Raw genomic sequence first — 23,240 nt, 5'->3', positions numbered from 1 at the left:
ACCCATGTGCCGAGCAGTCCGATGCAAGACCTGCGGCAAGACGACCTGGGCCGGCTGCGGCCAGCACGTCGCCACCGTCAGGGCCGGCGTGCCTGCCGGGGACTGGTGCCCGGGCGGCCACAGCGCCGCCGAGAAGGCCGCTGCCGCCGGCCCGAGCGACGGCCGGGGCTTCCTCAAGCGGCTCTTCGGCCGTTCCTGAGTCCGCTGCTCAGCTCCTGCCGGACTGGTGTCACGGAACTGGCGCTCCTGTCACGGAACTCCATGACAGGAGCGCCGGATTCACCGGGTACCCGGTGAATCCGCCGGCACGTGGACGCCCCGGTTAACGCTCGCTAACCTTGCCCCGTGAGCCAGGAGATGCGGGACCTCGTCGACGACCTGCGGCAGCGCCTCGCGCGGGTGCGGGAGGGTGGCAGCGAGGCGGCCCGGACCAAGCACACCGACCGTGGCAAGCTGCTGGTGCGTGAGCGGGTGGACCGGCTGCTCGACCCGGGCAGCCCGTTCCTCGAGCTCAGCCCGCTGGCCGCGACCGGGATGTACGGCAAGGACGCCGCCGACGACACCGCCGTTCCCAGCGCGGGGATCGTCACCGGCATCGGCCGGGTCAGCGGCCGCGAGGTCGTGGTGGTCGCGAACGACGCGACGGTCAAGGGCGGCACGTACTACCCGATCACCGTGAAGAAGCACCTGCGCGCCCAGGCCGTCGCGGCCGAGAACCGCCTGCCCTGCGTCTACCTCGTCGACTCCGGCGGGGCCTTCCTGCCGATGCAGGACGAGGTCTTCCCCGACCGCGAGCACTTCGGCCGGATCTTCTTCAACCAGGCCAACCTCTCCGCGCGCGGCATCCCGCAGATCGCCAGCGTGATGGGCTCGTGCACCGCCGGCGGCGCCTACGTCCCGGCGATGTCCGACGAGACCGTGATCGTGAAGAACCAGGGCACGATCTTCCTCGGCGGCCCGCCGCTGGTGAAGGCCGCGACCGGCGAGGTCGTCACGGCCGAGGACCTCGGCGGCGGCGACGTGCACGCCCGCACCTCGGGCGTCGTCGACCACCTCGCCGAGGACGACGCGCACGCGGTCGCGATCGTGCGCAGCATCGTCGACACGCTCCCGCGGCACGGTGGTTTCGAGACAGGCGCAGGACGCCTTCCTCAACCACCGAGCGAGCTGGTCGAGGAGCCGCACGAGGACCCCTCGACGCTGTACGACGTGGTGCCGGCCGACACGCGCACGCCGTACGACGTCCGCGAGGTGATCCGGCGGGTCGTCGACGGCAGCCGGATGCACGAGTTCAAGAAGCTCTACGGCGAGACCCTGGTCTGCGGCTTCGCGCGGATCCACGGCCACCCGGTGGGGATCGTCGCGAACAACGGCATCCTCTTCAGCGAGTCCGCGCTCAAGGGCGCCCACTTCATCGAGCTGTGCAACCAGCGCGGCGTGCCGCTGGTGTTCCTGCAGAACATCACCGGCTTCATGGTCGGCCGCGAGTACGAGAACCGCGGCATCGCCCGCGACGGCGCCAAGCTCGTCACGGCCGTCGCCTGCTCGGTCGTCCCGAAGTTCACCGTCATCATCGGCGGCTCGTTCGGCGCCGGCAACTACGGCATGTGCGGACGGGCCTACGACCCGCGCTTCCTGTGGATGTGGCCGAACGCCCGGATCTCCGTCATGGGCGGCGAGCAGGCCGCCTCCGTGCTCGCGACCGTCCGGCGCGACGGCCTCGAGGCGAAGGGCCAGGAGTGGTCCGCCGACGACGAGGAGGGCTTCAAGGCCCCGATCCGCGACCAGTACGAGCACCAGGGCTCGCCGTACTACTCCACCGCCCGCCTCTGGGACGACGGCATCATCGACCCCGCCGACACCCGCCGGGTGCTCGGCATGGGCCTCGCCGCGGCGGCGAACGCGCCGATCCCGGAGCCCTCCTACGGCATCTTCAGGATGTGAGCAGCATGGTGACGTCCGTCCTGATCGCCAACCGTGGCGAGATCGCCCGCCGGATCATCCGCGGCTGCCGTGCGGCCGGGGTCCGCAGCGTCGCGATCCACTCCGACCTCGACCAGGGCGCCGCGCACGTGCGCGAGGCCGACGAGGCGGTGCGCGTGTCGAGCTACCTCGACATCGACGAGGTGGTCGCGGCCGCCGTGAGCGCGGGCGCCGACGCGGTGCACCCCGGCTACGGCTTCCTCTCCGAGCGCGCCGCCTTCGCCCGCGCCGTCGAGGAGGCCGGCCTGACCCTGGTCGGCCCGTCCTCCGCCGTCATGGAGCAGATGGGGCGCAAGGACGCCGCCCGCGAGATCGCGATCGCCGCCGGCGTCTCGGTCGTCCCGCGCGGCGAGGGCGAGGCCGGCGCCATGTCCTATCCGGTGCTCGTCAAGGCCGCCGCCGGCGGCGGGGGCAAGGGGATGCGCATCGTCCGTGCCGAGGCCGACCTCGCCGAGGCGATCGCGGCCGCGAAGCGCGAGGCCGCGTCCGCGTTCGGCGACGACACGATCCTGGTCGAGAAGTACGTCGAGCACGGCCGCCACATCGAGGTCCAGGTGCTCGCCGACACCCACGGCAACGTCGTGCACCTCTTCGAGCGCGACTGCTCGACCCAGCGCCGCCACCAGAAGGTGCTGGAGGAGGCGCCCGCGCCCACGATCTCCGAGGAGGTACGCCGCACGGTCACCGACGCGGCCGTGGCCCTCGCGGCGCACGTGGGCTACGTCAACGCCGGCACCGTCGAGTTCCTCCTCGACGACGACACCGGCGAGGTCTACTTCCTCGAGATGAACACCCGCCTCCAGGTCGAGCACCCGGTGACGGAGTCGGTCGTCGTCCACTCGACCCCCCAGCAGCGCGCCACCGGCGCGCCCGGCGAGCACGTCGACCTGGTGCGGCTCCAGCTGCTCGTCGCGTCCGGCGAGCCGCTGCCCTTCCGCCAGGACGAGCTCAGCCTGAGCGGCCACGCCATCGAGGCGCGGGTGTACGCCGAGGACTCGTTCCACGGCTTCCTGCCCCAGGCGGGCACGGCCACGCTGGTGCGCTGGCCCGGCGGCGCCGGCACCGGCCTGCCCGACGCCACCACGGTCCGCGTCGACGAGGCCCTGGAGGACGGGCAGGTCGTCAGCACGTCGTACGACCCCATGCTGGGCAAGATCATCGTCCGCGGTCCGGACCGCGAGGCCGCCCGCCGCGGCCTGGTCGCCGCCCTCGACGACACCGCGATCCTCGGCCTCACGACCAACGCCGGCTTCCTGCGCACGCTGGTCGCGAGCGACGAGTTCCGCGACGCGACCATCGACACCGCCTGGCTCGACCAGCAGACGATCGAGGAGCCGGCGCGGGACGTGCCGCGGGTCTTCGTCGCGTGGATCCAGGCGATGCTCGTGGCGCTGCAGGACACCGGCCACCCGTTCCAGTCCGACGGGTGGCGCCTCGGGGCGGACCCGGCGCCGACCGTCGTCGAGCTCGACGAGACCGTGCTGGTCGACCGGGCCCGCGGTCGCGTCGGCGACCACGACGTACGCCAGCTCAGCGCCGAGCACCACGTCGCCGTGCTGACCGTCGACGGCCGGCGGGTCCGGGCCACCGTCAACGTGCAGCCGCACATCGCCGAGGTGTCCTACGAGGGGCACCGCTTCGTCTTCGACCGCCCCGACGCCTTCGCCGACCACGGCCCCGCCGCCGGCGACGGCTCGATCCTCTCGCCGATGCCCGGCACCGTCCTCGACGTCCGCGTCGAGGCCGGCCAGGCGGTCGCCGAGGGCGACGTCCTCGGGGTGCTCGAGGCGATGAAGATGGAGCTCAGCCTCAAGGCGCCCTTCGCCGGCACCGTCGGCGCGGTCGACGTCGCGACCGGCGACCAGGTCGCGCTCGGCGCCCGGCTGTTCCTCGTCGAGCCCGACGCCGACGCCCAGGAGGACAGCGACGCCGACGCCGACGCCGCGGGGCCCGACGCGACGACGGGCGCCGACGCATGAGGACCCCCACGGTGGTCCGCGCGGACGGCCTCCCCGAGCGGGTGACGATCTACGAGGTCGGCGCCCGCGACGGCCTGCAGAACGAGAAGGCCCTGGTCCCGACCGAGGTCAAGGCCGAGTTCGTCGAGCGGCTGCTCGCGGCCGGGCTGCCGGTCGTCGAGGCGACCAGCTTCGTGCACCCGAAGTGGGTCCCGCAGCTCGCGGACGCAGGCGACCTGATGACGCTGCTGCACGAGCGCCTCGGCGCGCGGGCCGGCGAGCTGCCGGTGCTGGTGCCCAACGAGCGCGGCCTGGACCGCGCCCTGGAGCTCGGCGCGCGGCACATCGCGATCTTCGGCTCGGCCACCGAGACCTTCGCGCAGAAGAACCTCAACCGAGGCCTCGACGAGCAGTTCGCGATGTTCGAGCCCACCGTCGTCCGCGCCCGGGAGGCGGGTCTGGACGTCCGGGCCTACGTCTCGATGTGCTTCGGCGACCCGTGGGAGGGGGCGGTCCCGCTCGAGCAGGTCGTCACCGTCGGCAAGCGGCTCTTCGACCTCGGCGCCAGCCAGCTCAGCCTCGGCGACACGATCGGCGTCGGCACCGCCGGTCACGTCACGGCGCTCCTCGACGCGTTCGGCGCCGCCGGCATGGCCGTCGACCAGCTCGCCCTGCACTTCCACGACACCTACGGCCAGGCGCTGACCAACACGTACGCCGCGCTGCAGGCCGGCGTGACGACGTACGACGCCAGCGCGGGCGGCCTCGGCGGCTGCCCGTACGCCAAGAGCGCGACCGGCAACCTGGCCACCGAGGACCTCGTGTGGATGCTCGACGGGCTCGGGATCGAGCACGGCGTCGACCTCGAGCAGGTCGTGGCGACGAGCGCCTGGATGGCCGGCCACCTGGGCCGCCCGTCGCCGTCGGCCGTGGTGCGCGCCCTCGCGGGGGACCGGGCGGGCGGTACGGCAGAATCGGGGGCATGAGCCGTCGCGTCTTCCTGCACATCGGCGCACCCAAGACGGGGACGACCTACCTGCAGGACCGCCTGGCGCTGAACGCCCGCTCGCTGGCCCGCCACGGCGTGCACTTCCCCACGAAGTCGCCGCTCGTCAGCCCGGGGCTCTTCCACTTCCGCGCGGCGCTCGACCTGCTCGGCCAGGACTGGGGTGGCGCGCCCGGCCATGCCGAGGGCGGCTGGCCCGCGCTGGTGCGGCAGGTCAACCGGCGCAAGGGCACGGTCGTCGTCAGCCACGAGATCCTCGCGCCCGCCTCGCCCGCGCAGGTCGCGCGCGTGATGCGGGACCTGTCCGGCCACGAGGTGCACGTCGTCTACAGCGCCCGCGACCTCGCCCGCCAGATCCCCGCGGCCTGGCAGGAGAGCATCAAGCAGGGCCGCAAGTGGTCCTACCGGCAGTTCCTCACCAAGGTCGAGAACGGCAGCCCGTGGTTCTACCGGGCCTTCGACCTCCCGACGGTCCTGGGCACCTGGGGCGCGGGCCTGCCCCCCGAGCGGGTGCACGTCGTCACGGTGCCCCCGGCCGGCAGCGACCGCGACCTGCTCTGGCGGCGGATGTGCGGCGTGCTCGGGATCGACCCCGCCTGGGCGCCGCTCGACAGCGCGAACACCAACCAGGGCCTGGGCGCCGCCGAGACCCAGGTGATCCGCAAGCTGAACAAACGCGTCGGCCGGGTGAACCGCGACCCGGCGTACGACGACCTGATCCGGCGCACCCTGGCCGAGGGCACGCTCGCGGCCCGCTCGTCGCGCCCGGTCCGGCTGCGCGAGGACCTCTTCGACTGGGCCGACGCGGAGACCGAGCGCTGGCGCGAGTGGATCGTGGGCAGCGGGGTCGACGTAATCGGCAGCCTCGACGACCTGCAGCCGCTCCGCCTGCCCGAGGGCCAGCGGTGGAACGACCCCGACCGCGTAAAGGCCAAGAAGCAGCTCCGCGTCGCCCTGGCCGCGCTGTCGGCGATGACCCAAGAGGCCGCGAGCCGCCCCGACCCGGAGCGGCAGCTCGTGCGGCGGGTGCGCACGCAGGCCCAGCGGCTGCGGCGGCCGTGACGCCGGCGCCGGACCAGCTCACGCCCGGCGTCCGCCGCGCCTGGGGCTGGGTCGCCCACCTGCGGGCCGGGGGGACGACGCCCTGGCTGGACTGGAGCGACGCCGCCGAGCCTGCGGGCCGGGTGGTGCCCGGTGCCCAGCAGCTCGAGCTGCTGCGCCGGCTCAACGTCGCCGGGCGCCCCGGCCCGGTGCTCGTCGAGCGGGTGCTCGCCGCCTCCGCACCCGGCCGCGGCCGTCCGGACCTCGAGCTCGTGGGCGGGATGGCGCCGCGCGCCTTCGGCCCGCCGCCCGTGGACCCGGGTGACCTGTCGGCCGACGAGCTGCTCCGCGTGGCCACCGGCCTGGTGGCCGAGGACGTCGTCGCGCTCGGCGAGCCGCCGGAGCCACGCGTGGCCCGCCTCCGTCCGTGGCGGACGCGCTACCGGGTCGTCGGCGACCCCGAGATCGCCGACCCCGTCCGCGCCCAGCTGGTCGCCCGCGGCCGGCCGCCGGGCGGGCGCGGCTCGGTGATCCTGGTGACGGGCACCCACCTGGACCGGATGCTCGTCGACGCCTGGACGTCGCTGTGCTTCGACGAGGGGGCGCCGCCGTGGCCCGACTGGGTCGCCACCCTGGCCCGGCGCAACCAGGTGCCCCGCTCGGTCGACCTCGTGCGCCAGGCCCGGGCCTGGAGCGGGCGGGTCGGCGCCGACCGCGTGCGGATCGTGCTCGATCCTGCCGCGCTCCCGCGCCTGGTCGGCGTACGCCGTGGCTTCACGCCTGCGCCGCCGGTCTCGGCCGACGCGACCGACCTGGCCCGCCGGGTCGGCGCCGTCCTGCGCCTGCTGGTCCTCCGCGAGCCCTGCCAGGTGCTGCTCCGCGACACCCTGCGCCCGCTGCTGGCCGCCCACGACGGACCGGCGCTCGGTGTGCCCGCCCGGCACGCCGGCTGGCTGCGACGCCGTGGCGCCCGGATGCGCGACGACCTCGGCCGTGCTGGTTACGCTGTCCACGGCGACCTGGACACGCTGCTGCCGGCACGGGCCCCCGCGGGGGACCCCGGCGCGGTCCCGTCCGACGAGGGCACCCTCGCGCTGGCGATCAGGTTCCTGCTGGACGGCGGGCGTGTGGGCGCCCCGGACGACGGCAAGGAGCGGATGTGACGAAGCGGGTCCTCCTGCACGTCGGCACCCCCAAGACCGGCACGTCGTACCTCCAGGACGTGCTGTTCCGGAACCGTCGCCTGCTGCTCGCGCACGGCCTGCACTACCCGGCCGACCGCTTCGACGCGCACTTCCTGGCCGCGCTCGACCTGATGCGGCTGCCGTGGGGCGGGCTCGAGACCGAGGCGGTCGGTGCCTGGGACCGGCTCGCCGGCGAGGTGCGCCGTGCCCGCGGCACCTCGATCATCAGCCACGAGATCCTCGCGACCGCGTCCCGCTCGCAGGTGGCCCGCGCGCTCGCGTCGCTGGGCCACGAGGACGGCACCGAGGTCCACGTGATCCTCTCGGTGCGCGACCTGGTCCGCCAGATCCCGGCCGAGTGGCAGGAGAACGTCAAGCACCGCAGCGTGATCAGCTACCAGCGCTTCCTCGAGGAGATCCGCGACCCGCTGCGCGAGAGCCGGCTGTCGTCGTGGTTCTGGGGCGTCCAGGAGGTGCCGGACATCCTCGACCGTTGGGGCGGCGACCTGCCTCCGGACCGCGTCCACCTCGTGACCGTGCCGCCGCCCGGTGGCCCGCCGCAGCTGCTCTGGGAGCGCTTCAGCCGGGCGTTCGGGCTGGAGGGCATCGAGCTCGACCTCGAGGCGGAGCGGGTCAACCCCTCGCTCGGCGTCCCCGAGACGGCGCTCGTGCGCCGCATCAACCTGGCCGCCAACCGGGTCATCGACCCGCCGGACTACCGGCCGCTGGTGCGCGAGCTGCTCGCCCACCAGACGCTGTCGCAGCGCACCGCCTCACCGCGCCTGGCCCTGCCGCCCGACGTCCACCCGTGGGCGCAGGAGGTCGCGGCGTCGTGGCGCGCCGAGGTCGAGAAGCGCGGGTACGACGTCGTCGGCGACCTGGACGACCTGGCCGGCCCGGCCCCGCTCGCGGACTGGGCGGACCCCGACCGCCCGAACAACAAGCAGGTCGCGGGCGCGGCCGTCGACGCCATCCGGGCGCTGCTCCTCGAGACCGCGCGGCTGCGCGGCGTCGAGGGCCGGCTCTCCGCCGAGCTGCGCGACACCCAGCTCGCGCTCGAGCGGTCCTACCTGCGCCCGACCTACCGCTGGCGCGAGAAGCTCGTACGCCGCCTGCAGGACGGCAGCACCGGCCGGCGCGCCCTCAAGGCCTACCGCGTGCTGCGCGGCAGGAGCTCGCGGTCGGCGTAGCGGCCGATCCGCCAGGTGGCGTAGCCGTCAGCCCCCGCTCCGACGACACCGCCGACCACCGGGACCCGGCGCCCGACCGTCATCGCCAGGCGCTTGCCGGCGACCTTGGTGATCAGCTCGGAGGCGACCTCGGCGGAGATGATCCGGTCCAGGTCGGGGTCGTGCGCCGGTGCCGTGGCGAGCGCCATCGGCGGGGCCGGGAGCTTCTTCTTCTTCACGAGCGAGTTGACCGAGTCCTCGCCGAGGATGCAGGTCAGGATCGCGTTGCGGACCCGCGGGTCCTGCAGGTCGTAGCCGCGCAGGTGCGCGATGCCCGCGACCATCCGGCACTGGATCAGCGCCAGGCCGGTGATGTTCGTCGGGATCGTGAGGGCCGCGGTGACCAGGCCGCCGATGTTGGTGACGAAGCCCTGGGCGCCGGCGTAGCGGACGTGGTTCTCGATCACCTCGTGGACGGCCTTGCCGACGTCGCCCTTCTGCTCGGCGAGCTGCTTGTCGGCGGCCTTCGCGGCGGCGGGCAGCGGACCGGCGCCGAGGATGGCGCGGTTCAGTGCCTCGCGCACGAAGGAGGTCGTGAGGTCGGGGGCCAGGCTCGTGATGCGTGGCGCCAGGCGCTTGCCGACGTTGCTCTTCACACTCATGGCGCCAGCGTACTTACGGGCCCACAGGAACGGCCGCGTCTCCGCCCGCGGGCGGCCACTACGGTGGGCGCCGTGCCCGTCGAGCCCCCGCCCTCCGCCTGGTCCTTCGGGGAGGCCGCGGCGTTCGACGCCGACGACGACCTCGTGGCGATCGGCGCCGACCTGGAGCCGGGCACCCTGCTGGCGGCGTACCGCCGGGGCCTGTTCCCGATGCCGTCGGGCACCCCGGGCGACCCGATGTACTGGTTCTCACCGGTCCGCCGCGGGGTCCTCCCGCTCGACCGGCTGGTCGTCTCGCGCTCGCTGCGCCGCTCCTGCCGGGACCACGAGATCCGCGTCGACACGGCCTTCGAGGAGGTCGTCGACGCCTGCGCCGACCCGTCGCGGGACTCCGGCTGGATCGACGCCGACATCCGCGCGGCGTACCTCCGCCTGCACGAGCTCGGCTGGGCGCACTCGGTCGAGGCCTGGCGCGACGGCCGCCTCGTCGGGGGGTTGTACGGCGTGGCCGTCGGCGGGCTCTTCGCGGGCGAGTCGATGTTCCACCGCGAGCGGGACGCCTCGAAGGTCGCCCTGGTGGGCCTGGTCGAGGGCCTGCGCGACGACCGGGCCGCGGACCGGATCGTCGACGTGCAGTGGTCGACCCCGCACCTGGCGAGCCTCGGCGTGGTGGAGCTGTCGCGGGCGGCGTACCTGCGCCGGCTCCCGGTGACCCTGGCGGTCAAGACCGCCGCGCTGTTCGACGCGTCCACCGATGCATGAATGCGCTGCCATGGGGCAGGGTGACCTCGAGACGGACCGACAAGAGGAGACATTCATGAAGCTGACCCTGCTCGCCGCCACCCTGGCGCTGGTGGCCGGAACGACCGCAGGCTGCGGTGGGGGTGCCCCCGAGGACGCGTCCGTGAAGGACTTCTGCGCGAACTTCGCCGCGATCGAGAAGGACTTCACCCAGCTCGGCGAGGACGCCAAGGACGCCGACATCGTCAAGGCCCTCAAGAAGGCCGGCGACAAGATCGAGGAGACCGGGACCCCGAAGGGCATCTCCGAGGACGCCCGCAAGGGCTTCGAGCTGACCATCAAGCTGATCAAGGACCTCCCGGACGACGCGTCGGAGGAGGAGATCACCAAGCTCACCGACGACCTCAGCAAGGACGAGAAGGCGCAGGAGAAGGCCTTCAACGACTACCAGACGAAGACCTGCTCGTGACCTGAGTCCTCAGGCAGGCACGGTCGGGGGCCGCTCCCGGGTCAGACGACCCGGGGGTCGGCCCCCGACTCGCTCACGAAGTCGCGGCCCGCGGCCGCCCACTCGACCATCCCACCGTCGAGGTTGACCGCGTCGATGCCCTGCTGCACGAGGTAGCCCGTGGCCTGGGCCGAGCGGCCGCCGATCTTGCAGACCACGAGGACCTGGCCGACCGGCACCTCGTCGAGGCGCTGCGGCAGCTCCATCAGCGGCACGTGCACCGCACCCTCGATGTGCCCGTGGTCCCACTCGACGTCCTCGCGCACGTCGAGGACCGCCAGCCCCTCCGGGAGAGGGGTCGGGACCTGCTCGACGCTGACGCTGGGGACCTGGTTCATGGGATCTCTCGTCTACTTGAGGAGCTTGCTCATCCGCCGGTCGGCGAGCGGCTTGCCGTTGGTCTGGCAGGTGGGGCAGTACTGCAGGCTCGAGTCCGCGAACGACACCTCGCGCACGATGTCCCCGCACACCGGGCAGGGCTTGCCGGTCTGCGCGTGCACGTTGAGGTGGGACTTCTTCTCGCCCTTGAGCTCGCTCATCGCGAGGCCGCTGGAGCGGGCGACCGCGTCGCCCAGGACGTCGCGGATGGCGGCGTACAACGTCTGCAGTTCGGCGTCGGTCAGGCTGTTGGCCGGCTTGAACGGCGACAGCTTCGCGGCGTGCAGGAGCTCGTCGGAGTAGGCGTTGCCGATCCCGGCGATCGTGCCCTGGTGGCGCAGCACGCCCTTGATCTGCTTGCGGCCCTCACGCTGGAGGATGTCGGCCAGCACCTCGATCGTGAACGCGTCGGTCATCGGGTCGGGGCCCAGGCTGGCGAGGCCGGGCACGTCGTCGGGCCGGCGCACGACGTACATCGCCAGGCTCTTCTTGGTGCCCGCCTCGGTGATGTCGAGGCCGGCGCCGTTGTCGAGCACGACCCGGACGGCGAGCGGGTTCTTGTTGCTGGGCTTGGGCGGGATCGTCGGCACCTCGTCGCGCCAGCGGATCCAGCCGGCCCGGGCCAGGTGCAGCACGAGGTGCAGCCCGGAGGCGTGCACGTCGAGGTACTTCCCGTGCCGCGTCACGTCGTCGACCATCGTCCCCTCGAGCGCCGAGAGCGGCGGGTCGAAGGTCTTGAGGGCGCTGAACGCCGCGACGTGGATCTTCACGATCGCGCGGTCGGTGAGCCGGCCCTTCAGGTCCAGGGCCAGGGCTTCCACCTCGGGGAGCTCGGGCACGGGGTCATCCTAGGCACTCTCCCCGCGCAGCGGGCTCGTCGAGATCGCTACCGGTCGGGCGCACCCGGGGGCAGAATGGCCCCATGCCCACCGCGCGTCCGCTCCCGGAGGCGGGGTCGATCTTCCTCGACGCCCGCGGGACCGACCGCGCGATGCGGGTCTCGTGGCACCACGAGTCGGGGATGGTCGTGCTGTCGCTGTGGCGCGAGAACGTCTGCTCCGGCTCCTTCCGGCTCGCCGTCGACGAGGTCCCCGAGCTGATCGACCTGCTCCGGTCGGGCCTCGACACGGCGTACGACGTCGCGCTCGGCCAGCGCCGCAGCGACCGGCGCGGCCCGCACGACACCCAGCCGGTGCGGCGGATCGCCTCCGGCGCCTGACGCTGGCCCTCGGCGCGTCACTCTAGGGATCTCGCTAGATTCCCGGATACGGTCCGATCGTGGACCCGATCAGGAACCCCTACGCCCCCGGCGCCGGCCAGCGCCCGCCCGAGCTCGCCGGTCGCGACGACCAGCTCCGCGCCTTCGACGTGGTGCTCGAGCGGGTCGCGCACGGTCGCCCCGAGCGGAGCCTGGTGCTCACCGGCCTGCGCGGCGTCGGCAAGACCGTGCTGCTCAACGCGCTGCGCTCCGCCGCGGTCCGCAAGCAGTGGGGGACCGGCAAGCTCGAGGCCCGGCCCGACCAGGGGCTGCGTCGCCCGCTGTCCAGCGCGCTCCACCAGGCCGTGCGCGAGCTCGGCCACCCGCAGAGCGAGGACGTCGACCACGTCCTCGGCGTGATCCGCTCCTTCGCCCAGCGCGAGGCGGGCTCGGCCGCGAAGCTCGCCGACCGCTGGAGCCCGGGCATCGACGTGCCGGCCGTCCGCGGCCGGGCCGACTCCGGCGACATCGAGATCGACCTGGTCGAGCTGCTCAGCGAGCTGGGCGGCCTCGCGGCCGACCTCGGCAAGGGCGTGGCGATCTTCATCGACGAGATGCAGGACCTCGGACCCGACGACATCTCCGCGCTGTGCGCCGCCTGCCACGAGATCAGCCAGTCCGGCCTGCCCGTCATCGTCGTGGGTGCCGGCCTGCCGCACCTCCCGGCGGTGCTGTCGGCGAGCAAGTCCTACTCCGAGCGGCTGTTCCGCTACCAGCGCATCGACCGGCTCGCCCGCGACGCGGCGGACCGGGCGCTGAGCGCACCGGCCGAGAGCGAGGAGGCGGCGTACGACGAGGAGGCGCTGGCCGCGATGTACGCCGCGACCGGAGGCTACCCCTACTTCATCCAGGCCTACGGCAAGGTCGTGTGGGACCTGGCCCCGCGCTCGCCGATCACCGCCGAGGACGTCGCGGTCGCGGCCCCCGAGGCCGAGGGCGAGCTGGCGGTCGGCTTCTTCGGCAGCCGCTACGAGCGGGCCACGCCGGGGGAGCGCGAGTACCTCCGCGCCATGGCCGACGCCGCCGTCGCCATCGCCGAGCGCGGCGACGAGCAGCTCGACGACATCCAGAGCGTCCCGACCGCGGACGTCGCGGCCGCCCTCGACAAGAAGCCGCAGTCGCTCTCGCCGGCGCGCGACGCGCTGCTGAAGAAGGGGCTGATCTACTCCGGCGAGCGCGGCCGGATCGCCTTCACCGTGCCGCACTTCGGACGCTACCTCCGCGAGCACGCCTGACCCGCGGGCATGTCGAACGACGCCGACCGGCTCCGACCTACTCCCGTGAGCGAGACCCCCGTGACCCAGACCTCCATGACCGAGACCGACGTGACGCTGCCCGACGGGCGGGTGCTCCACGCCTACGACACCGGCGCGCGCGAGGACGGGCTGCTGCCCGTCCTGTGGCTGCACGGCACGCCGAACGTCGGCACCCCGCCGCGCCCGCTCTTCGCCGACGCCCGGCGCCTGGGGCTGCGCTGGCTGGGCTACGACCGGCCGGGGTACGGCGGCTCCACCCCCGCGCCCGGCCGCAGCATCGCCTCGGCAGCCGATGACGTCGCCGCGGTGCTCGACGCGCTCGGTGTCGACCGCTTCGCGGCCTTCGGCCACTCCGGCGGCGGCCCACACGCCCTGGCCTGCGCCGCCCTGCTCGGGGAGCGGGTGAAGGCCGTCGTGGGCGCGTCCGGCCCGGCGCCCTACGACGCGGACGGCCTCGACTTCTTCGCCGGCATGGCCGAGGGCAGCGTCGCCACCCTGCGCGCAGCCGCCGCGGGACGAGCCGCCCGCGAGGCGCTCGAGGACGCCGACGAGGAGCTGGACCCGGGCTTCGTCGCGGCCGACGGCGAGGCCTTGGCAGGCGACTGGGCCTGGTTCATGGAGGTCGTCCGCCCCGCGATCGCCGCCGGCCCCGCCGCGGCCGTCGACGACGACCTGGCGCTCGTCGCACCCTGGGGCTTCGCCGTCGCGGACGTGGCGGCCCCGACCCTGGTCCTGCACGGCGCCGCCGACCGGATGATCCCGCCCGGCCACGCCAGCTGGCTCGCCGCGACGGTCCCGGGCGCCGAGCTGCGGATCGTCCCCGACGAGGGTCACGTCTCCGTGCTGCGGCACGCGTCGTCCGCGCTCGACTGGTTGGTCGAGCGGGCTAGCTGACGTGCGCGCCGGTGGTCGGGCGCGGGGCAGGGGTCGGCCTACGTCCGCCGGGTGAAGGCGACCTTCCCGCCGGGGAGCATGGTCATGGTGAAGGTGGGGTCGTGGGCGCGGGCGTGGTGTCGTGGGCAGAGGAGGCGGCCGTCCTTGAGGTCGGTGTTGCCGCCGTGACTCCAGAAGGTGTCGTGGTGGGCGTGGCACATGCTGGGTGGCCAGTCGCAGCCATCGGCGGTGCAGCCGCCTTGCTGGATGCCGAGGGCCAGGAGCTGGGCTTTCGAGAAGAAGCGGCGGGTGCGGCCGAGGTCGAGGACCTCGGACTTCCCGCCGAGCACGGCCGGGACGATCCCGGCCTCGCAGGCGAGGCGGCGGGCCTGGCTCGCGGTGATCTTGTCGCCGGTGTCGAGGGTGGCGGCCTTCTCGGCACCGAGGAGGGTCTCCAGCGGCATCGTGATGACGACGGTCGCGTTGACGCCACCCGCGTTGGGGAGCCGGTCGGTGGGGTAGCGCTCGATGAGCTCGCAGAACGCGGCCCCCATCCGCTCCGGGCTCGGCTTCCGCTCAACCCCCGCTCCATGGATCGCGGTCTGGTGCTTCGGGGCCGAGAGGCCCTGGAGGATCTTCTTGAGCATGGCCCCTTGGGCGGCGGGGATGGTGAATCGGCCGTGGCAGGACCCGTGCCCGTCGTCGCTCATGGTGAGCCGCATCCGCTGGCGTGCCTTGCGCTCCTCTTCCTCGAGGCGGCGGCGCTCTTCCTCCTCGCCAGCGGCGGGGTCGATGACGTCGAGAAGTCCGCGACCGAGGCGGCGCAGGTCGACGGCGTCGTGGTCGGCGGCCAGGTCGACGAGGTGCTTCTCCGCCAGGACCCGGGTCTCGGGGTTGACGTCGTCGGGGAGGTCGTCCAGGGCCCGCACGATGACCTGGGCCTGCTCGGTCAGGATCGCTCCGGAGGACAAGGCCTGACGGACGAGGTCCCAGCGGCCGAGGGCCTCGGCGACGTGCATCTTGGCGGCAGTGCTCCGATGCGTCTGGCTGGTCCGGGTCGCCCACCACGCCTGGGTCGAGGTCGCTCCAACCGACGAGCCCACCCCTACCGCAACCGCCTGCAACGCGACGCGGGCCTCGAGCTCGCTGATGCGTGAGCTGAGCCGGGTGAGCCGGACCAACGTGGCCGCGGCCTCGTCGTCCGACATCGACCACACGGGTGCGTCAAGAACGTTGTCGACCTGCTCGTCCATGGCTGCGACGGCGCGCGAGATCGCGTGCTGCGGAGCCGTGGTCTGGGAGCTGGTCATGGAGAAAGTCAATCAGGGACCACCGACAATCCAGGGCTCAGAATGAGCCGGAAAGCGACCCTGAAGGTAAAATATCAGGACAAATGTTCGAACGGTGACCACGGCGGGCAAGTGGCAGCCACGGCAACCCTGAAAGCAACCGCAAGGGGTAGTAGCCCCGGCACCCACGGCAACCACATCTTCAATAAATCCCCTACACCGGAACTACGTCCAGGCGCGCACAGGCCGGACCACAGACGGCCTCGAGTCGCGGCAGGGGTGAGGTGGTTTCGAGACAGGCGCTAGCGCGCCTTCCTCAACCACCGGAGGCGCACCTTCGATCTAGGGTGGCGACCATGACACCTGCCGACGCGGTGCTGCTCGACGTCTTCGAGACCGTGCTGACGGTCGACTTCGGTGCCGCGCTGACGGGGCTCGCCGAGGCGTCCGGGCTGCCGGTGTCGGCGTGGGTCGCCGCGGGGAGCGACCACGGGCCCGCGCTGATGACGGGCGCGATCTCGCCCCGGGACGCGTTCGCGGAGGTGCTGACGCGAGGTGGTGTCTCGCCGGACGGCGCGGAGGGGCTCGTGCTCCGTGACCGCGAGCTGCTCCAGGAGCACGTGACGGTGTTCCCCGACGTGGTCCCGTTCGTCGAGGAGTGCCACCGCCGCGGGCTACGGGTCGGGCTGGTCAGCAACTGCGCCCCGAACGCCGGCCCGCTGCTCGCGCACGTGGGCCTGGCGGACCTGGTCGACGGGGTGGTGCTGTCCTGCGACGTCGGGTCGGCGAAGCCCGACGCGGGGATCTACCGGCACGCGCTCGCGATGCTGGCGGCAGACGCCGGGCGCACCGTCCTCGTGGACGACCAGGCGGCGTACTGCGCCGGCGCCGAGGCGGTGGGGATCCGCGCCGTGCGCATCGACCGGTCAACGGGCGCCAGCGACGCCGGCCACGAGGGCGCCGTCACGACGCTCACCGAGGTCCTCGGGATGCTGTGAGGTCAGCCGACGTCGCGCCACTCCATCAAGGCCTCCTGGTCCGTCGAGCCGACCTTGACGAACCCGAGGCGCTCGTACAGCGAGCGGGCCCGCGGGTTGTCGTGCTCGACGCCGAGCCGCACGGGCAGACCGGCGTCGCGCGCCTCGCTGATCAGCTGCTCGATCAGGTGGGTGCCGAGGCCGCGGCCCTGGTGAGCGGGCAGCAGCTGGATGCCGGCGATCTCGTGGCGGTCACGGAAGCGGACCACGCGCAGGCGTCCGGCGCGCTCGCCGTCGATCTCCACGACGTACGTCGTGGAGTCCTCGACCCGACCGGCGACCTGCTCGATGGTCGAGCCGGCGAAGCCGTTCCGGTACTCCGCCTCGTCGAAGTCGTCCGGGACCCTGCCCTGCGCCCGGGTCACGACCACGACCAGGTCGGTGAGGAAGGCGATGTCGCGCTCGGTCGCGAGCCGCAGGTTCAGGGAGGGGGAGGGCCCGACGGGCTGCATGCTCACCGGTGGACCGTACGCCGGGGGCGGCCCCCAGCGGCCGCGGCGCGCGCTCTTGCGCGGCACGGCTGCGAGCCAGCAGCATCGGCGCCATGCGCCTCGTCCAGATCGCCCAGCACGCCGACGACCTCGCCCGGGCCGCCGCGTTCTACGAGGACCTCCTCGGTGCTCCGCCGCGAGCGACGTACGACCCGCCCGGGCTGGTGTTCTTCGACCTCGACGGGGTGCGGCTGATGCTGGAGGGCAATGCGCCCCCGGCGACGATCTACCTGGCGGTCGACGACATCGACGCGACGCTCACCCGGCTGCGCGAGCGCGGCGCGCCGGTCGAGGGCGAGCCGCACGTCATCTTCGGCCACGAGGACGACACGCTGGGGCCGGCCGGCACCGACGAGTGGCAGGCCTTCGTGCGCGACCCGGAGGGGAACCTGGTGGGACTCGTGGAGCAGCGTCCCCGCGCCTGAGCACCTCACCCGCAAGAATGAACCCATGAGGCCGCAGGTCGTCGCACACCGGGGTGCGAGCGAGGACAACGCCGAGCACACGCTGCGGGCGTACGTCGCGGCCCTCGACGCGGGCGCGGACGGCCTGGAGTGCGACGTACGCCTGACCGCCGACGGCCACCTGGTCTGCGTGCACGACCGCGACCTGCGGCGCACCGCCAGCCGGCCCGGCGTCATCTCGACGATGGAGCTGGCCGACCTCGACCAGCTCGACTTCGCGTCGTGGAAGCACCCGTGGGCCGACCTCGACGATGAGGCGCCCGAGCGCGACGAGGAGCTCGACACCGTGCTCACGCTGCGCAAGCTGCTCGAGACGGCCGCGGACTACGACCGCCGGATCGAGGTGGCGATCGAGACGAAGCACCCGACGCGGTACGGCGGCCTCGTGGAGCGCCGGGTCGTGGAGATGCTGCGCGACTTCGGCTGGGCCGGGCTCGGCTCGCCGGCGCGGGTGATGAGCTTCTCCTACACCGCCCTGCAGCGCGTCGAGCGGCTCGCGCCGGGGCTGCCGGTGGTGATGCTGGTCGAGCGGGCGCACCACTGGCCGATGCTGCGGCGGGTGATCGGCGAGGACTGGATCGTCGGGCCGGGCATCGTCGAGCTGCAGGAGCACCCCAAGCTGGGACGGCGCATCGTCGACAGCGGCCACGACCTCCACGTGTGGACCGTGAACACCCAGGACGAGCTGGACCTGTGCCTGGAGCTCGGCGTGAAGGCGGTCATCAGCGACCGGCCGGCGTACATGCGCGAGCTGCTCGACCGATAGGTTCCCCCCATGGGAAAGAGCTCTCGCACCAAGACCCGTGACCAGGCGCCCGCGGCCGGCGAGGTCGGCCCCCGCCAGCCCTGCCCGTGCGGCTCGGGCCGTCGCTACAAGGCGTGCCACGGTGCCCCCGGCGGCGCGCCGACGGTCTTCGTGAACCGGCCCTTCGAGGGACTGCCGTCCGAGTGCGACGTCGTCGCGCTGCGCGAGCTGGTCCCGGCCGCGACCGCGCCGCTGACGCTCAAGGACTCCGACCGCACCGTCCAGCTCTGCTCGCTGCTGCCGATGGCCGCGCCCGCGATGGTGCGCGAGAACGGCGACATCTGGCTGGGCCTGCAGGTCCAGCACGGCTTCGGCGACCCGGCCCGCGACCTCGGCGCCGTGCTGCTCAAGGCGCTCGAGGCGGAGACCGGCATCGTCGGACTGACCGACGACCCCGGCGCCGGCCCGCGACTGCAGGACCTGATCACCGGCGACACGCTGGACATCACCGTGCACGACGGCTTCGACTACTGGATCGCCGACGTCGAGGACCGTGACGGCATGGCCGCCGCGCTCGAGCAGGCCAACGAGGCGGCCTCCCCGACCGCCCGGCTGACGACCGTCGAGGCGGCGTACTGGACCAACGTCGGCCCCAAGGAGCACCTGCGCTGGGTGATGCCGGAGCCCGAGGACAAGCTGCTCGACGCGCTCGCCCGCCTGCACGAGGCCGGCCAGGACCAGCTCGTGCCGGACTCCCGCTTCGTCGGGATGTTCCGCGCCCACGGCCTGCTCGCCCCCGTCTGGGACGTGCCGGTCGGCACCGGCCCCGAGCCGCTCGAGGAGCCGGCCGAGGCGTTCGCGAAGGCACTCGCCGAGGCCCTGGCCGACGACTCCGACCTGACGCCCGCCCAGCGCTCGTCGCGCTCCGGCCTCGCGAACCGCCAGGTCACCATCAGGTGAATGCCGAACATGCGTTGGATCACGTCGGTTCATCGGCCTGAACGGTTGTGCCGCACCCGGCACGTCACGTAGATTTCTCGCTGCCCGGTCGTTGTTGTGTCCCCCGTCGACAACGGCCGGGCTTCTACATTTCCCGAGGGTGTCGTCAGTCCTCAAACGGGTCGAGCAGGAGCTTCATCCCGACGTGCGTCGGCCGGAAGCCCAGCGCCTCGTAGACCCCGTGCGCGTCCGGGCGCGTCGCGTCCGTCGTCAGCTGGACCAGCCCGCACCCGCGCTCGCGGGCCGCGTCGACGGCCCACTCCAGCAGGGCCCGGGCCAGGCCCTCGCCGCGCCGGTGGGAGGCCACCCGGACCGCCTCGACCTGGGCGCGTTCGGCGCCGCGCCTGACGAGGTGCGGCACGAAGGACAGCTGCAGCGTCGCGGCGACCTCGCCGTCGTCCAGGACGACGAGGCGGTGCCGGGGGTCGGCCCGGATCGCCTCGAAGGCGTGCCAGTACGGCGCCGGCAGCGGGTCGACCGCCTCCTCGCGCTCCCGGCCGAGGGGGTCGTCCGCGTAGAGCGCGACGATCGCCGGCACGTCGGCGGCCTCGGCGTCGCGGACGAGGTGCGTCGGGTCCCGGTCAGGCACGCGGGCATCGTCGCACGCGTCCGTCGCGCCGCGGCGCGGGACAACCGGGCTCGCCCCTCGCGCGTCCCAGACGTGTGACCTGCGCCCACCACCGTCGTACGACGTCGCCCGCGCGCGTGCCCGCCGCCGGACCGGTGGCGTTCGCCGTCGCGCTGGTCCTCGCAGCCTCGTCGTGCAGCTCGACGTCGAGCCGCCCCGACCCGGCTCCGCCGTCCGCACTCCTTACTGGCCGTGCAGCGGCCGCGCCGGCCCAGCCGTTGGTACGGCGCACGCACCCGCTCCGGGCCGCGGCTCCGCCCGTCGCCCCGGACCTGCGGCGACTGGCCCGGGCCTTTGTCCGCTACGCCACGGGCGAGGTCGACGTCCTCCCCGTCGCCACTTCGGTGTCGCTGGCGATCGGCGGACGGACGGTGGTCGCGATCGCGACGTCGCCGCCGCGCTTGCCCGACCGGAGGATCTGGCGGACCTGTCCGGCCGCATGGTCGTCGTACGCCGCCGCCTCGTGCCCCGTCGACCTGCTCGGCCCGATCAGGAACTCCGCCGCCAACGGGACCCGCCTCGTCGTCTCGTCGATCCCCGGCGAGGTCGTCTGCGCCCCGGCGCGGAGCGGGCCGATCCCATCCGGACGGCTGGTCGTGCTCCGGCCCGCACCTGCCCGTCGCTCGTGCGCCGGCGACTTCGCACTGGCCCTCGTGGCGGACCGGACCGGTCGGCTCCGACGCGTCGACCTGACGCTGTCGGAGCCCTGAGGATCAGCCCCGCCGCAGCACCCAGGACTGCAGGCGGGAGTAGCCCTTGACCGACGTGCGTCGCATCCGGCGGAAGCGGAACGCCGACGAGCCGGGGTCGCTCTCGCGCTCGTCGCCGTCCGCGTCGGAGGTGCGGCCGGAGAGCTGCTCGTAGGCGCCGGCGTCGACGAGGACCGAGCCGGGGCGGGCCACGGAGGTGAGCCGGGAGGCGATGTTGACGGTGGGGCCGTAGACGTCGCCGAGGCGGTTGACGACCTCGCCGTACGCCACTCCGGCGCGTACGGCGGGGAAGAAGTCGTCCTCGTCGGCGCCCTTCTCGACCATCTTCAGGGCGATCTCGGCGGCCACCTCGATGTCGTCGGCGACGAAGAGGACCTCGTCGCCGATCGTCTTGATGATGCGGCCCCCGTGGTCGACGACCAGGCCGGTGGTCTCGGACTCGAAGTTCTCCAGCCAGGACACCAGCTCGGCCTCGTCGAGGCTCTTGCTCTGCGAGGTGTAGCCGACGATGTCGACGAAGCAGACCGCGAGCTGGACCTTGGTGGCGCCGACCGACTGCACCGCGAACATCCGGCTGGTCGAGGCCGCCAGGTGCCGTCGCCAGACGTAGGTCTGCAGCGACTCGACGCGGGGGAGCACCTCGGCGGCGAGCTCGGTGAGCCGCGCCTCGGGGTCCGGGTCCGGGCCGGCGGTGGCGACGTTGGCGAGCAGGGTGGTCTCCCACTCGGCGAGCCGGGCGAAGCTGCGGCCCCAGGTCCGCACCAGGGCGGCCTGGGAGTCCGGGCTGAGGATGCCCAGCCGCATCAGGGCGTCGGTCTCGCGCAGCGCCTGGACATCGGCCTCGGTGAAGGCGACCGCCTCGTCGGTCTGCTGCGGGAAGCCGAGGAGGCGCCACAGCTCCTCGGCGACGGTCTGGTTCATCCCGGCCTGCTCGGCGACCTGGACGCGCGTCAGTGTCGGCTTCTCCCCGAGGAGGTACTCCTCGATGGTCTCGAGCAGCTCCGGGGAGACCTGGTCGGGCAGGTCGCCCGTCCCGTCGGTCGGGACCGCGTCAGGGGTGGCCGCTCCGGCCCCGTCCCCGGACCCGGCATCGGTCCCGGACCCGGTCCCGTCCTGGGAGGGGACCACTCAGCTCTCGCCGAGCCGCGCGTCCGCCGCCGCCTTCAGGGCCTGGGCGAACGACGGCATCTCGTCGCACAGCGTGCGCACGGCCTCGGCGGTGAAGTGGATGAGCTCGAGGGGCGTCAGCGCGACGATGGAGGCGGTGCGCAGCGAGTGGTTGACGATCGCGGCCTCGCCCATGATCTCGCCGGGGCCGATCTGGGCGATCTCCTCACCCTTCTTGCGGACCGAGGCGGTGCCGTCGAGGAGGATGTACGCCTTGTCGGCGCCGGTCTTCTCCCAGATGGGCGACCATCCCTGCGGCACCTTCACGTGCGTGCCGGCCGCGCTGATGCGGGCGACCTCCTGCGGGGTGAACGCGTCGAAGAACGAGACAGCCATGTCGAGCCTTTCGCAGTGGGGTGCTCCCTGCGGCCGGATCCTTCCCGACCGCGGGGGGCGTGTCCAGCAATGGTCCAGTACCGTGCGTCACTTTGTGGCCGGACCGCGAGGTCAGTCGACCGGCAGCGGCTCCCGGGCGATCGGGCAGCTCATGCAGCGCGGCCCCCCGCGACCCGAGCCCAGCTCGGAACCGGCGATCCGGACGACCTCGATCCCGGCCTCCTCGAGGCGGTCGTTGGTCTCGTCGTTGCGCTCGTAGGCGACGGCCACGCGCGGCGCCAGGGCCAGGGTGTTGTTGCCGTCGTCCCACTGCTCGCGCTCGGCGGTGACGGGGTCGAGGCCGGTGTCGATCTGGTGCAGCGTGTCGATCTCCATCGCCTTCGCGGCGGCGACCAGGAACGGCTCGGCGTCGGCGACGTCGAGCACGAGGTCGGTGTCGCGCTCGCCGCGGTCGGCCACCGTGACGGCGTACGCGCGGAGCGAGTCGGCGACGTTGGGGTACATCACGATCTTGTCGACGTCGACCATCGTGCAGACGGTGTCGAGGTGCATCGTCGCCCGCTCCTGGGCGATCGGCACGGCGAGCACGGTGTGCGCGAGGTCGGCGTGGAAGACCTGGCGGGCCAGGCGCTCGACGCCGGCCGGGGTGGTGCGCTCGCCGACGCCGACCGCGATCACGCCGGGCGCGAGCAGCAGGACGTCGCCGCCCTCGACGTGCTCGTGGTGCCAGCCGTGGATCTTGCGGGTGCCGCGGAAGCGCGGGTGCTCGGTGTAGATCAGCTCGGTCAGCTGGGTCTCGCGCGAGCGGGCCGGCATCGCCAGCGAGGTGATCGCGACCCGGTCCTGGATCCAGACGCTGGAGTCGCGGGTGAAGAGCAGGTTGGGCAGCGGGTCGATGAGGAAGTCGTCGCTGGCGAAGAGCGAGGTGACCAGGCCGAAACCGCCGCGGACCTCGTCGTTGCGGATGCCGGCGGTGAGGTAGCCGGTGAGCTCCTCCGGCGACGCGTCGCGCAGCGCGTGGGCCAGGTAGGTCCGCATCGTGTCGCCGAGGTGCAGGCCCGCGAGGCCGGTGGTGATCGCGTGGTTGCGGGCGTCGGGGCTCGCGAGCGTCTCGGTGAGCAGGTCGGTGAGGTAGAGCACCTCCACGTTGCGCGCCCGCAGCGCCTCGGCGAACGCGTCGTGCTCCTCCTGCGCGCGGGCGACCCACGGGATCCCGTCGAAGAGCAGCTTGTCGTTGTTGCGGGGCGTGAGGCGCTTCAGCTCGGGACCGGGCCGGTGGAGCATCACGGTCTGGAGCGTGCCGACCTCGCTGTCGGCGCCGTGCGGGATCGAGGTCTGCGTCATGGCCGCAGCCTAG

The 23,240-nt window shown here is 73.3% G+C and carries 26 protein-coding genes; 17 read left to right on the top strand and 9 right to left on the bottom strand.

Going from position 1 to position 23,240, the window contains the following annotated elements:
* Positions 1–4 precede the first annotated feature (4 nt).
* The 7 genes from H5V45_RS11095 to H5V45_RS11065 all read left to right on the top strand — a co-directional run bounded on the left by H5V45_RS11095 (position 5) and on the right by H5V45_RS11065 (position 8,362).
* Entirely contained in the window at positions 5–199 is a 195-nt protein-coding gene (locus H5V45_RS11095; protein ID WP_185252976.1) for a hypothetical protein, read from the top strand.
* 158 nt (positions 200–357) lie between these two features.
* Positions 358–1,944: a carboxyl transferase domain-containing protein gene (locus tag H5V45_RS11090; RefSeq protein WP_185254604.1), complete on the top strand. Its 1,587-nt coding sequence runs from the start codon at positions 358–360 to the stop codon at positions 1,942–1,944.
* A gap of 5 nt (positions 1,945–1,949) precedes the next feature.
* Entirely contained in the window at positions 1,950–3,962 is a 2,013-nt protein-coding gene (locus H5V45_RS11085; RefSeq protein WP_185252975.1) for an ATP-binding protein, read from the top strand.
* Positions 3,959–4,927 carry a hydroxymethylglutaryl-CoA lyase gene (locus H5V45_RS11080; protein ID WP_185252974.1) on the top strand — a complete coding sequence of 323 codons (969 nt, stop codon included), beginning with the start codon at positions 3,959–3,961 and terminating at the stop codon, positions 4,925–4,927. The genes H5V45_RS11085 and H5V45_RS11080 overlap by 4 nt, the downstream gene beginning before the upstream one ends.
* Positions 4,924–6,009: a hypothetical protein gene (locus H5V45_RS11075; protein ID WP_185252973.1), complete on the top strand. Its 1,086-nt coding sequence runs from the start codon at positions 4,924–4,926 to the stop codon at positions 6,007–6,009. Before H5V45_RS11080 ends, H5V45_RS11075 begins: the two co-directional genes overlap by 4 nt.
* On the top strand, positions 6,006–7,151 hold the full coding sequence (locus H5V45_RS11070; RefSeq protein ID WP_185252972.1) for a hypothetical protein: 1,146 nt from the start codon (positions 6,006–6,008) through the stop codon (positions 7,149–7,151). The genes H5V45_RS11075 and H5V45_RS11070 overlap by 4 nt, the downstream gene beginning before the upstream one ends.
* Positions 7,148–8,362 (top strand): hypothetical protein, encoded by a 1,215-nt coding sequence (locus H5V45_RS11065; protein ID WP_185252971.1) that lies wholly within the window; start codon positions 7,148–7,150, stop codon positions 8,360–8,362. The genes H5V45_RS11070 and H5V45_RS11065 overlap by 4 nt, the downstream gene beginning before the upstream one ends.
* Here the strand turns inward: H5V45_RS11065 and H5V45_RS11060 are convergent.
* On the bottom strand, positions 8,323–9,003 hold the full coding sequence (locus H5V45_RS11060; RefSeq protein WP_185252970.1) for an EcsC family protein: 681 nt from the start codon (positions 9,001–9,003) through the stop codon (positions 8,323–8,325). The two genes, H5V45_RS11065 and H5V45_RS11060, sit on opposite strands and share 40 nt — an antisense overlap.
* A gap of 72 nt (positions 9,004–9,075) precedes the next feature.
* Between H5V45_RS11060 and aat the strand changes: the two genes are divergently transcribed.
* Positions 9,076–9,765 carry a leucyl/phenylalanyl-tRNA--protein transferase gene (aat, locus tag H5V45_RS11055; protein WP_185252969.1) on the top strand — a complete coding sequence of 230 codons (690 nt, stop codon included), beginning with the start codon at positions 9,076–9,078 and terminating at the stop codon, positions 9,763–9,765.
* A 55-nt stretch (positions 9,766–9,820) separates the two neighbouring features.
* Positions 9,821–10,213, top strand: coding sequence for a hypothetical protein (locus H5V45_RS11050; protein ID WP_185252968.1), 393 nt, complete (start codon positions 9,821–9,823; stop codon positions 10,211–10,213).
* Between the two features lie 41 nt (positions 10,214–10,254).
* Here H5V45_RS11050 and H5V45_RS11045 read toward each other — a convergent pair whose 3' ends face one another.
* Both H5V45_RS11045 and H5V45_RS11040 read right to left on the bottom strand, forming a co-directional pair.
* Positions 10,255–10,590, bottom strand: a complete 336-nt coding sequence (locus tag H5V45_RS11045; protein ID WP_185252967.1) for a rhodanese-like domain-containing protein — start codon at positions 10,588–10,590, stop codon at positions 10,255–10,257.
* Between the two features lie 12 nt (positions 10,591–10,602).
* Positions 10,603–11,469, bottom strand: coding sequence for an Fpg/Nei family DNA glycosylase (locus H5V45_RS11040; RefSeq protein WP_185252966.1), 867 nt, complete (start codon positions 11,467–11,469; stop codon positions 10,603–10,605).
* Positions 11,470–11,552: 83 nt separating this feature from the next.
* Here H5V45_RS11040 and H5V45_RS11035 point away from each other — a divergent pair, with 83 nt between their 5' ends.
* Genes H5V45_RS11035 through H5V45_RS11025 form a run of 3 tightly spaced genes read left to right on the top strand, consistent with a single transcriptional unit; the run spans position 11,553 to position 14,038 of the window.
* Positions 11,553–11,849 (top strand): hypothetical protein, encoded by a 297-nt coding sequence (locus tag H5V45_RS11035; RefSeq protein ID WP_185252965.1) that lies wholly within the window; start codon positions 11,553–11,555, stop codon positions 11,847–11,849.
* A gap of 59 nt (positions 11,850–11,908) precedes the next feature.
* The gene (locus H5V45_RS11030) at positions 11,909–13,123 is read left to right on the top strand and encodes an AAA family ATPase (RefSeq protein ID WP_185252964.1); all 1,215 of its coding nucleotides are present in this window, start codon (positions 11,909–11,911) and stop codon (positions 13,121–13,123) included.
* 45 nt (positions 13,124–13,168) lie between these two features.
* Positions 13,169–14,038 (top strand): alpha/beta fold hydrolase, encoded by an 870-nt coding sequence (locus H5V45_RS11025; RefSeq protein ID WP_343061517.1) that lies wholly within the window; start codon positions 13,169–13,171, stop codon positions 14,036–14,038.
* A 38-nt stretch (positions 14,039–14,076) separates the two neighbouring features.
* Here H5V45_RS11025 and H5V45_RS11020 read toward each other — a convergent pair whose 3' ends face one another.
* Positions 14,077–15,327 (bottom strand): HNH endonuclease signature motif containing protein, encoded by a 1,251-nt coding sequence (locus tag H5V45_RS11020; RefSeq protein WP_185252963.1) that lies wholly within the window; start codon positions 15,325–15,327, stop codon positions 14,077–14,079.
* 335 nt (positions 15,328–15,662) lie between these two features.
* Here H5V45_RS11020 and H5V45_RS11015 point away from each other — a divergent pair, with 335 nt between their 5' ends.
* Entirely contained in the window at positions 15,663–16,304 is a 642-nt protein-coding gene (locus H5V45_RS11015) for an HAD family hydrolase (RefSeq protein ID WP_185252962.1), read from the top strand.
* A gap of 2 nt (positions 16,305–16,306) precedes the next feature.
* Here the strand turns inward: H5V45_RS11015 and H5V45_RS11010 are convergent, their stop codons facing one another.
* Positions 16,307–16,795 carry a GNAT family N-acetyltransferase gene (locus tag H5V45_RS11010; RefSeq protein WP_185254602.1) on the bottom strand — a complete coding sequence of 163 codons (489 nt, stop codon included), beginning with the start codon at positions 16,793–16,795 and terminating at the stop codon, positions 16,307–16,309.
* Positions 16,796–16,887: 92 nt separating this feature from the next.
* Between H5V45_RS11010 and H5V45_RS11005 the strand changes: the two genes are divergently transcribed.
* The 3 genes from H5V45_RS11005 to H5V45_RS10995 are packed head-to-tail and all read left to right on the top strand — an operon-like array spanning position 16,888 to position 19,003.
* Entirely contained in the window at positions 16,888–17,259 is a 372-nt protein-coding gene (locus H5V45_RS11005; RefSeq protein WP_185252961.1) for a VOC family protein, read from the top strand.
* A gap of 25 nt (positions 17,260–17,284) precedes the next feature.
* On the top strand, positions 17,285–18,064 hold the full coding sequence (locus H5V45_RS11000) for a glycerophosphodiester phosphodiesterase family protein (protein WP_185252960.1): 780 nt from the start codon (positions 17,285–17,287) through the stop codon (positions 18,062–18,064).
* 9 nt (positions 18,065–18,073) lie between these two features.
* The gene (locus tag H5V45_RS10995) at positions 18,074–19,003 is read left to right on the top strand and encodes a DUF5926 family protein (RefSeq protein ID WP_185252959.1); all 930 of its coding nucleotides are present in this window, start codon (positions 18,074–18,076) and stop codon (positions 19,001–19,003) included.
* Between the two features lie 145 nt (positions 19,004–19,148).
* Here the strand turns inward: H5V45_RS10995 and H5V45_RS21890 are convergent, their stop codons facing one another.
* Positions 19,149–19,631, bottom strand: a complete 483-nt coding sequence (locus H5V45_RS21890) for a GNAT family N-acetyltransferase (RefSeq protein ID WP_185252958.1) — start codon at positions 19,629–19,631, stop codon at positions 19,149–19,151.
* 116 nt (positions 19,632–19,747) lie between these two features.
* On the opposite strand from H5V45_RS21890, the gene H5V45_RS10985 reads away from it, so the two are divergent.
* Positions 19,748–20,380, top strand: a complete 633-nt coding sequence (locus H5V45_RS10985) for a hypothetical protein (RefSeq protein ID WP_185252957.1) — start codon at positions 19,748–19,750, stop codon at positions 20,378–20,380.
* Between the two features lie 3 nt (positions 20,381–20,383).
* On the opposite strand, the gene H5V45_RS10980 is transcribed toward H5V45_RS10985, so the two are convergent.
* From H5V45_RS10980 to H5V45_RS10970, 3 genes are all read right to left on the bottom strand, one after another.
* On the bottom strand, positions 20,384–21,508 hold the full coding sequence (locus tag H5V45_RS10980; protein ID WP_343061516.1) for an adenylate/guanylate cyclase domain-containing protein: 1,125 nt from the start codon (positions 21,506–21,508) through the stop codon (positions 20,384–20,386).
* Positions 21,509–21,883: a Crp/Fnr family transcriptional regulator gene (locus H5V45_RS10975; protein ID WP_185252956.1), complete on the bottom strand. Its 375-nt coding sequence runs from the start codon at positions 21,881–21,883 to the stop codon at positions 21,509–21,511.
* 111 nt (positions 21,884–21,994) lie between these two features.
* The gene (locus tag H5V45_RS10970) at positions 21,995–23,227 is read right to left on the bottom strand and encodes an arginine deiminase (RefSeq protein ID WP_185252955.1); all 1,233 of its coding nucleotides are present in this window, start codon (positions 23,225–23,227) and stop codon (positions 21,995–21,997) included.
* Positions 23,228–23,240 lie beyond the last annotated feature (13 nt).

This window comes from Nocardioides luti, from assembly GCF_014212315.1.
GTDB lineage: Bacteria > Actinomycetota > Actinomycetes > Propionibacteriales > Nocardioidaceae > Nocardioides > Nocardioides luti.
Note: the sequence above shows the minus strand (reverse complement) of the source record. Positions and strands in the feature narration are given on the sequence as shown.

Excerpts from the sequence above, each read along its gene's own strand:
- H5V45_RS11095 (WP_185252976.1), top strand. The coding sequence starts at position 5 with ATGTGCCGAGCAGTCCGATGCAAGACCTGCGGCAAGACGACCTGGGCC.
- H5V45_RS11090 (WP_185254604.1), top strand. The coding sequence starts at position 358 with ATGCGGGACCTCGTCGACGACCTGCGGCAGCGCCTCGCGCGGGTGCGG.
- H5V45_RS11085 (WP_185252975.1), top strand. The coding sequence starts at position 1,950 with ATGGTGACGTCCGTCCTGATCGCCAACCGTGGCGAGATCGCCCGCCGG.
- H5V45_RS11080 (WP_185252974.1), top strand. The coding sequence starts at position 3,959 with ATGAGGACCCCCACGGTGGTCCGCGCGGACGGCCTCCCCGAGCGGGTG.
- H5V45_RS11075 (WP_185252973.1), top strand. The coding sequence starts at position 4,924 with ATGAGCCGTCGCGTCTTCCTGCACATCGGCGCACCCAAGACGGGGACG.
- H5V45_RS11060 (WP_185252970.1), bottom strand. The coding sequence starts at position 9,003 with ATGAGTGTGAAGAGCAACGTCGGCAAGCGCCTGGCGCCACGCATCACG.
- H5V45_RS11050 (WP_185252968.1), top strand. The coding sequence starts at position 9,821 with ATGAAGCTGACCCTGCTCGCCGCCACCCTGGCGCTGGTGGCCGGAACG.
- H5V45_RS11045 (WP_185252967.1), bottom strand. The coding sequence starts at position 10,590 with ATGAACCAGGTCCCCAGCGTCAGCGTCGAGCAGGTCCCGACCCCTCTC.
- H5V45_RS11035 (WP_185252965.1), top strand. The coding sequence starts at position 11,553 with ATGCCCACCGCGCGTCCGCTCCCGGAGGCGGGGTCGATCTTCCTCGAC.
- H5V45_RS11020 (WP_185252963.1), bottom strand. The coding sequence starts at position 15,327 with ATGACCAGCTCCCAGACCACGGCTCCGCAGCACGCGATCTCGCGCGCC.
- H5V45_RS11015 (WP_185252962.1), top strand. The coding sequence starts at position 15,663 with ATGACACCTGCCGACGCGGTGCTGCTCGACGTCTTCGAGACCGTGCTG.
- H5V45_RS11010 (WP_185254602.1), bottom strand. The coding sequence starts at position 16,795 with ATGCAGCCCGTCGGGCCCTCCCCCTCCCTGAACCTGCGGCTCGCGACC.
- H5V45_RS11005 (WP_185252961.1), top strand. The coding sequence starts at position 16,888 with ATGCGCCTCGTCCAGATCGCCCAGCACGCCGACGACCTCGCCCGGGCC.
- H5V45_RS11000 (WP_185252960.1), top strand. The coding sequence starts at position 17,285 with ATGAGGCCGCAGGTCGTCGCACACCGGGGTGCGAGCGAGGACAACGCC.
- H5V45_RS10995 (WP_185252959.1), top strand. The coding sequence starts at position 18,074 with ATGGGAAAGAGCTCTCGCACCAAGACCCGTGACCAGGCGCCCGCGGCC.
- H5V45_RS10975 (WP_185252956.1), bottom strand. The coding sequence starts at position 21,883 with ATGGCTGTCTCGTTCTTCGACGCGTTCACCCCGCAGGAGGTCGCCCGC.
- H5V45_RS10970 (WP_185252955.1), bottom strand. The coding sequence starts at position 23,227 with ATGACGCAGACCTCGATCCCGCACGGCGCCGACAGCGAGGTCGGCACG.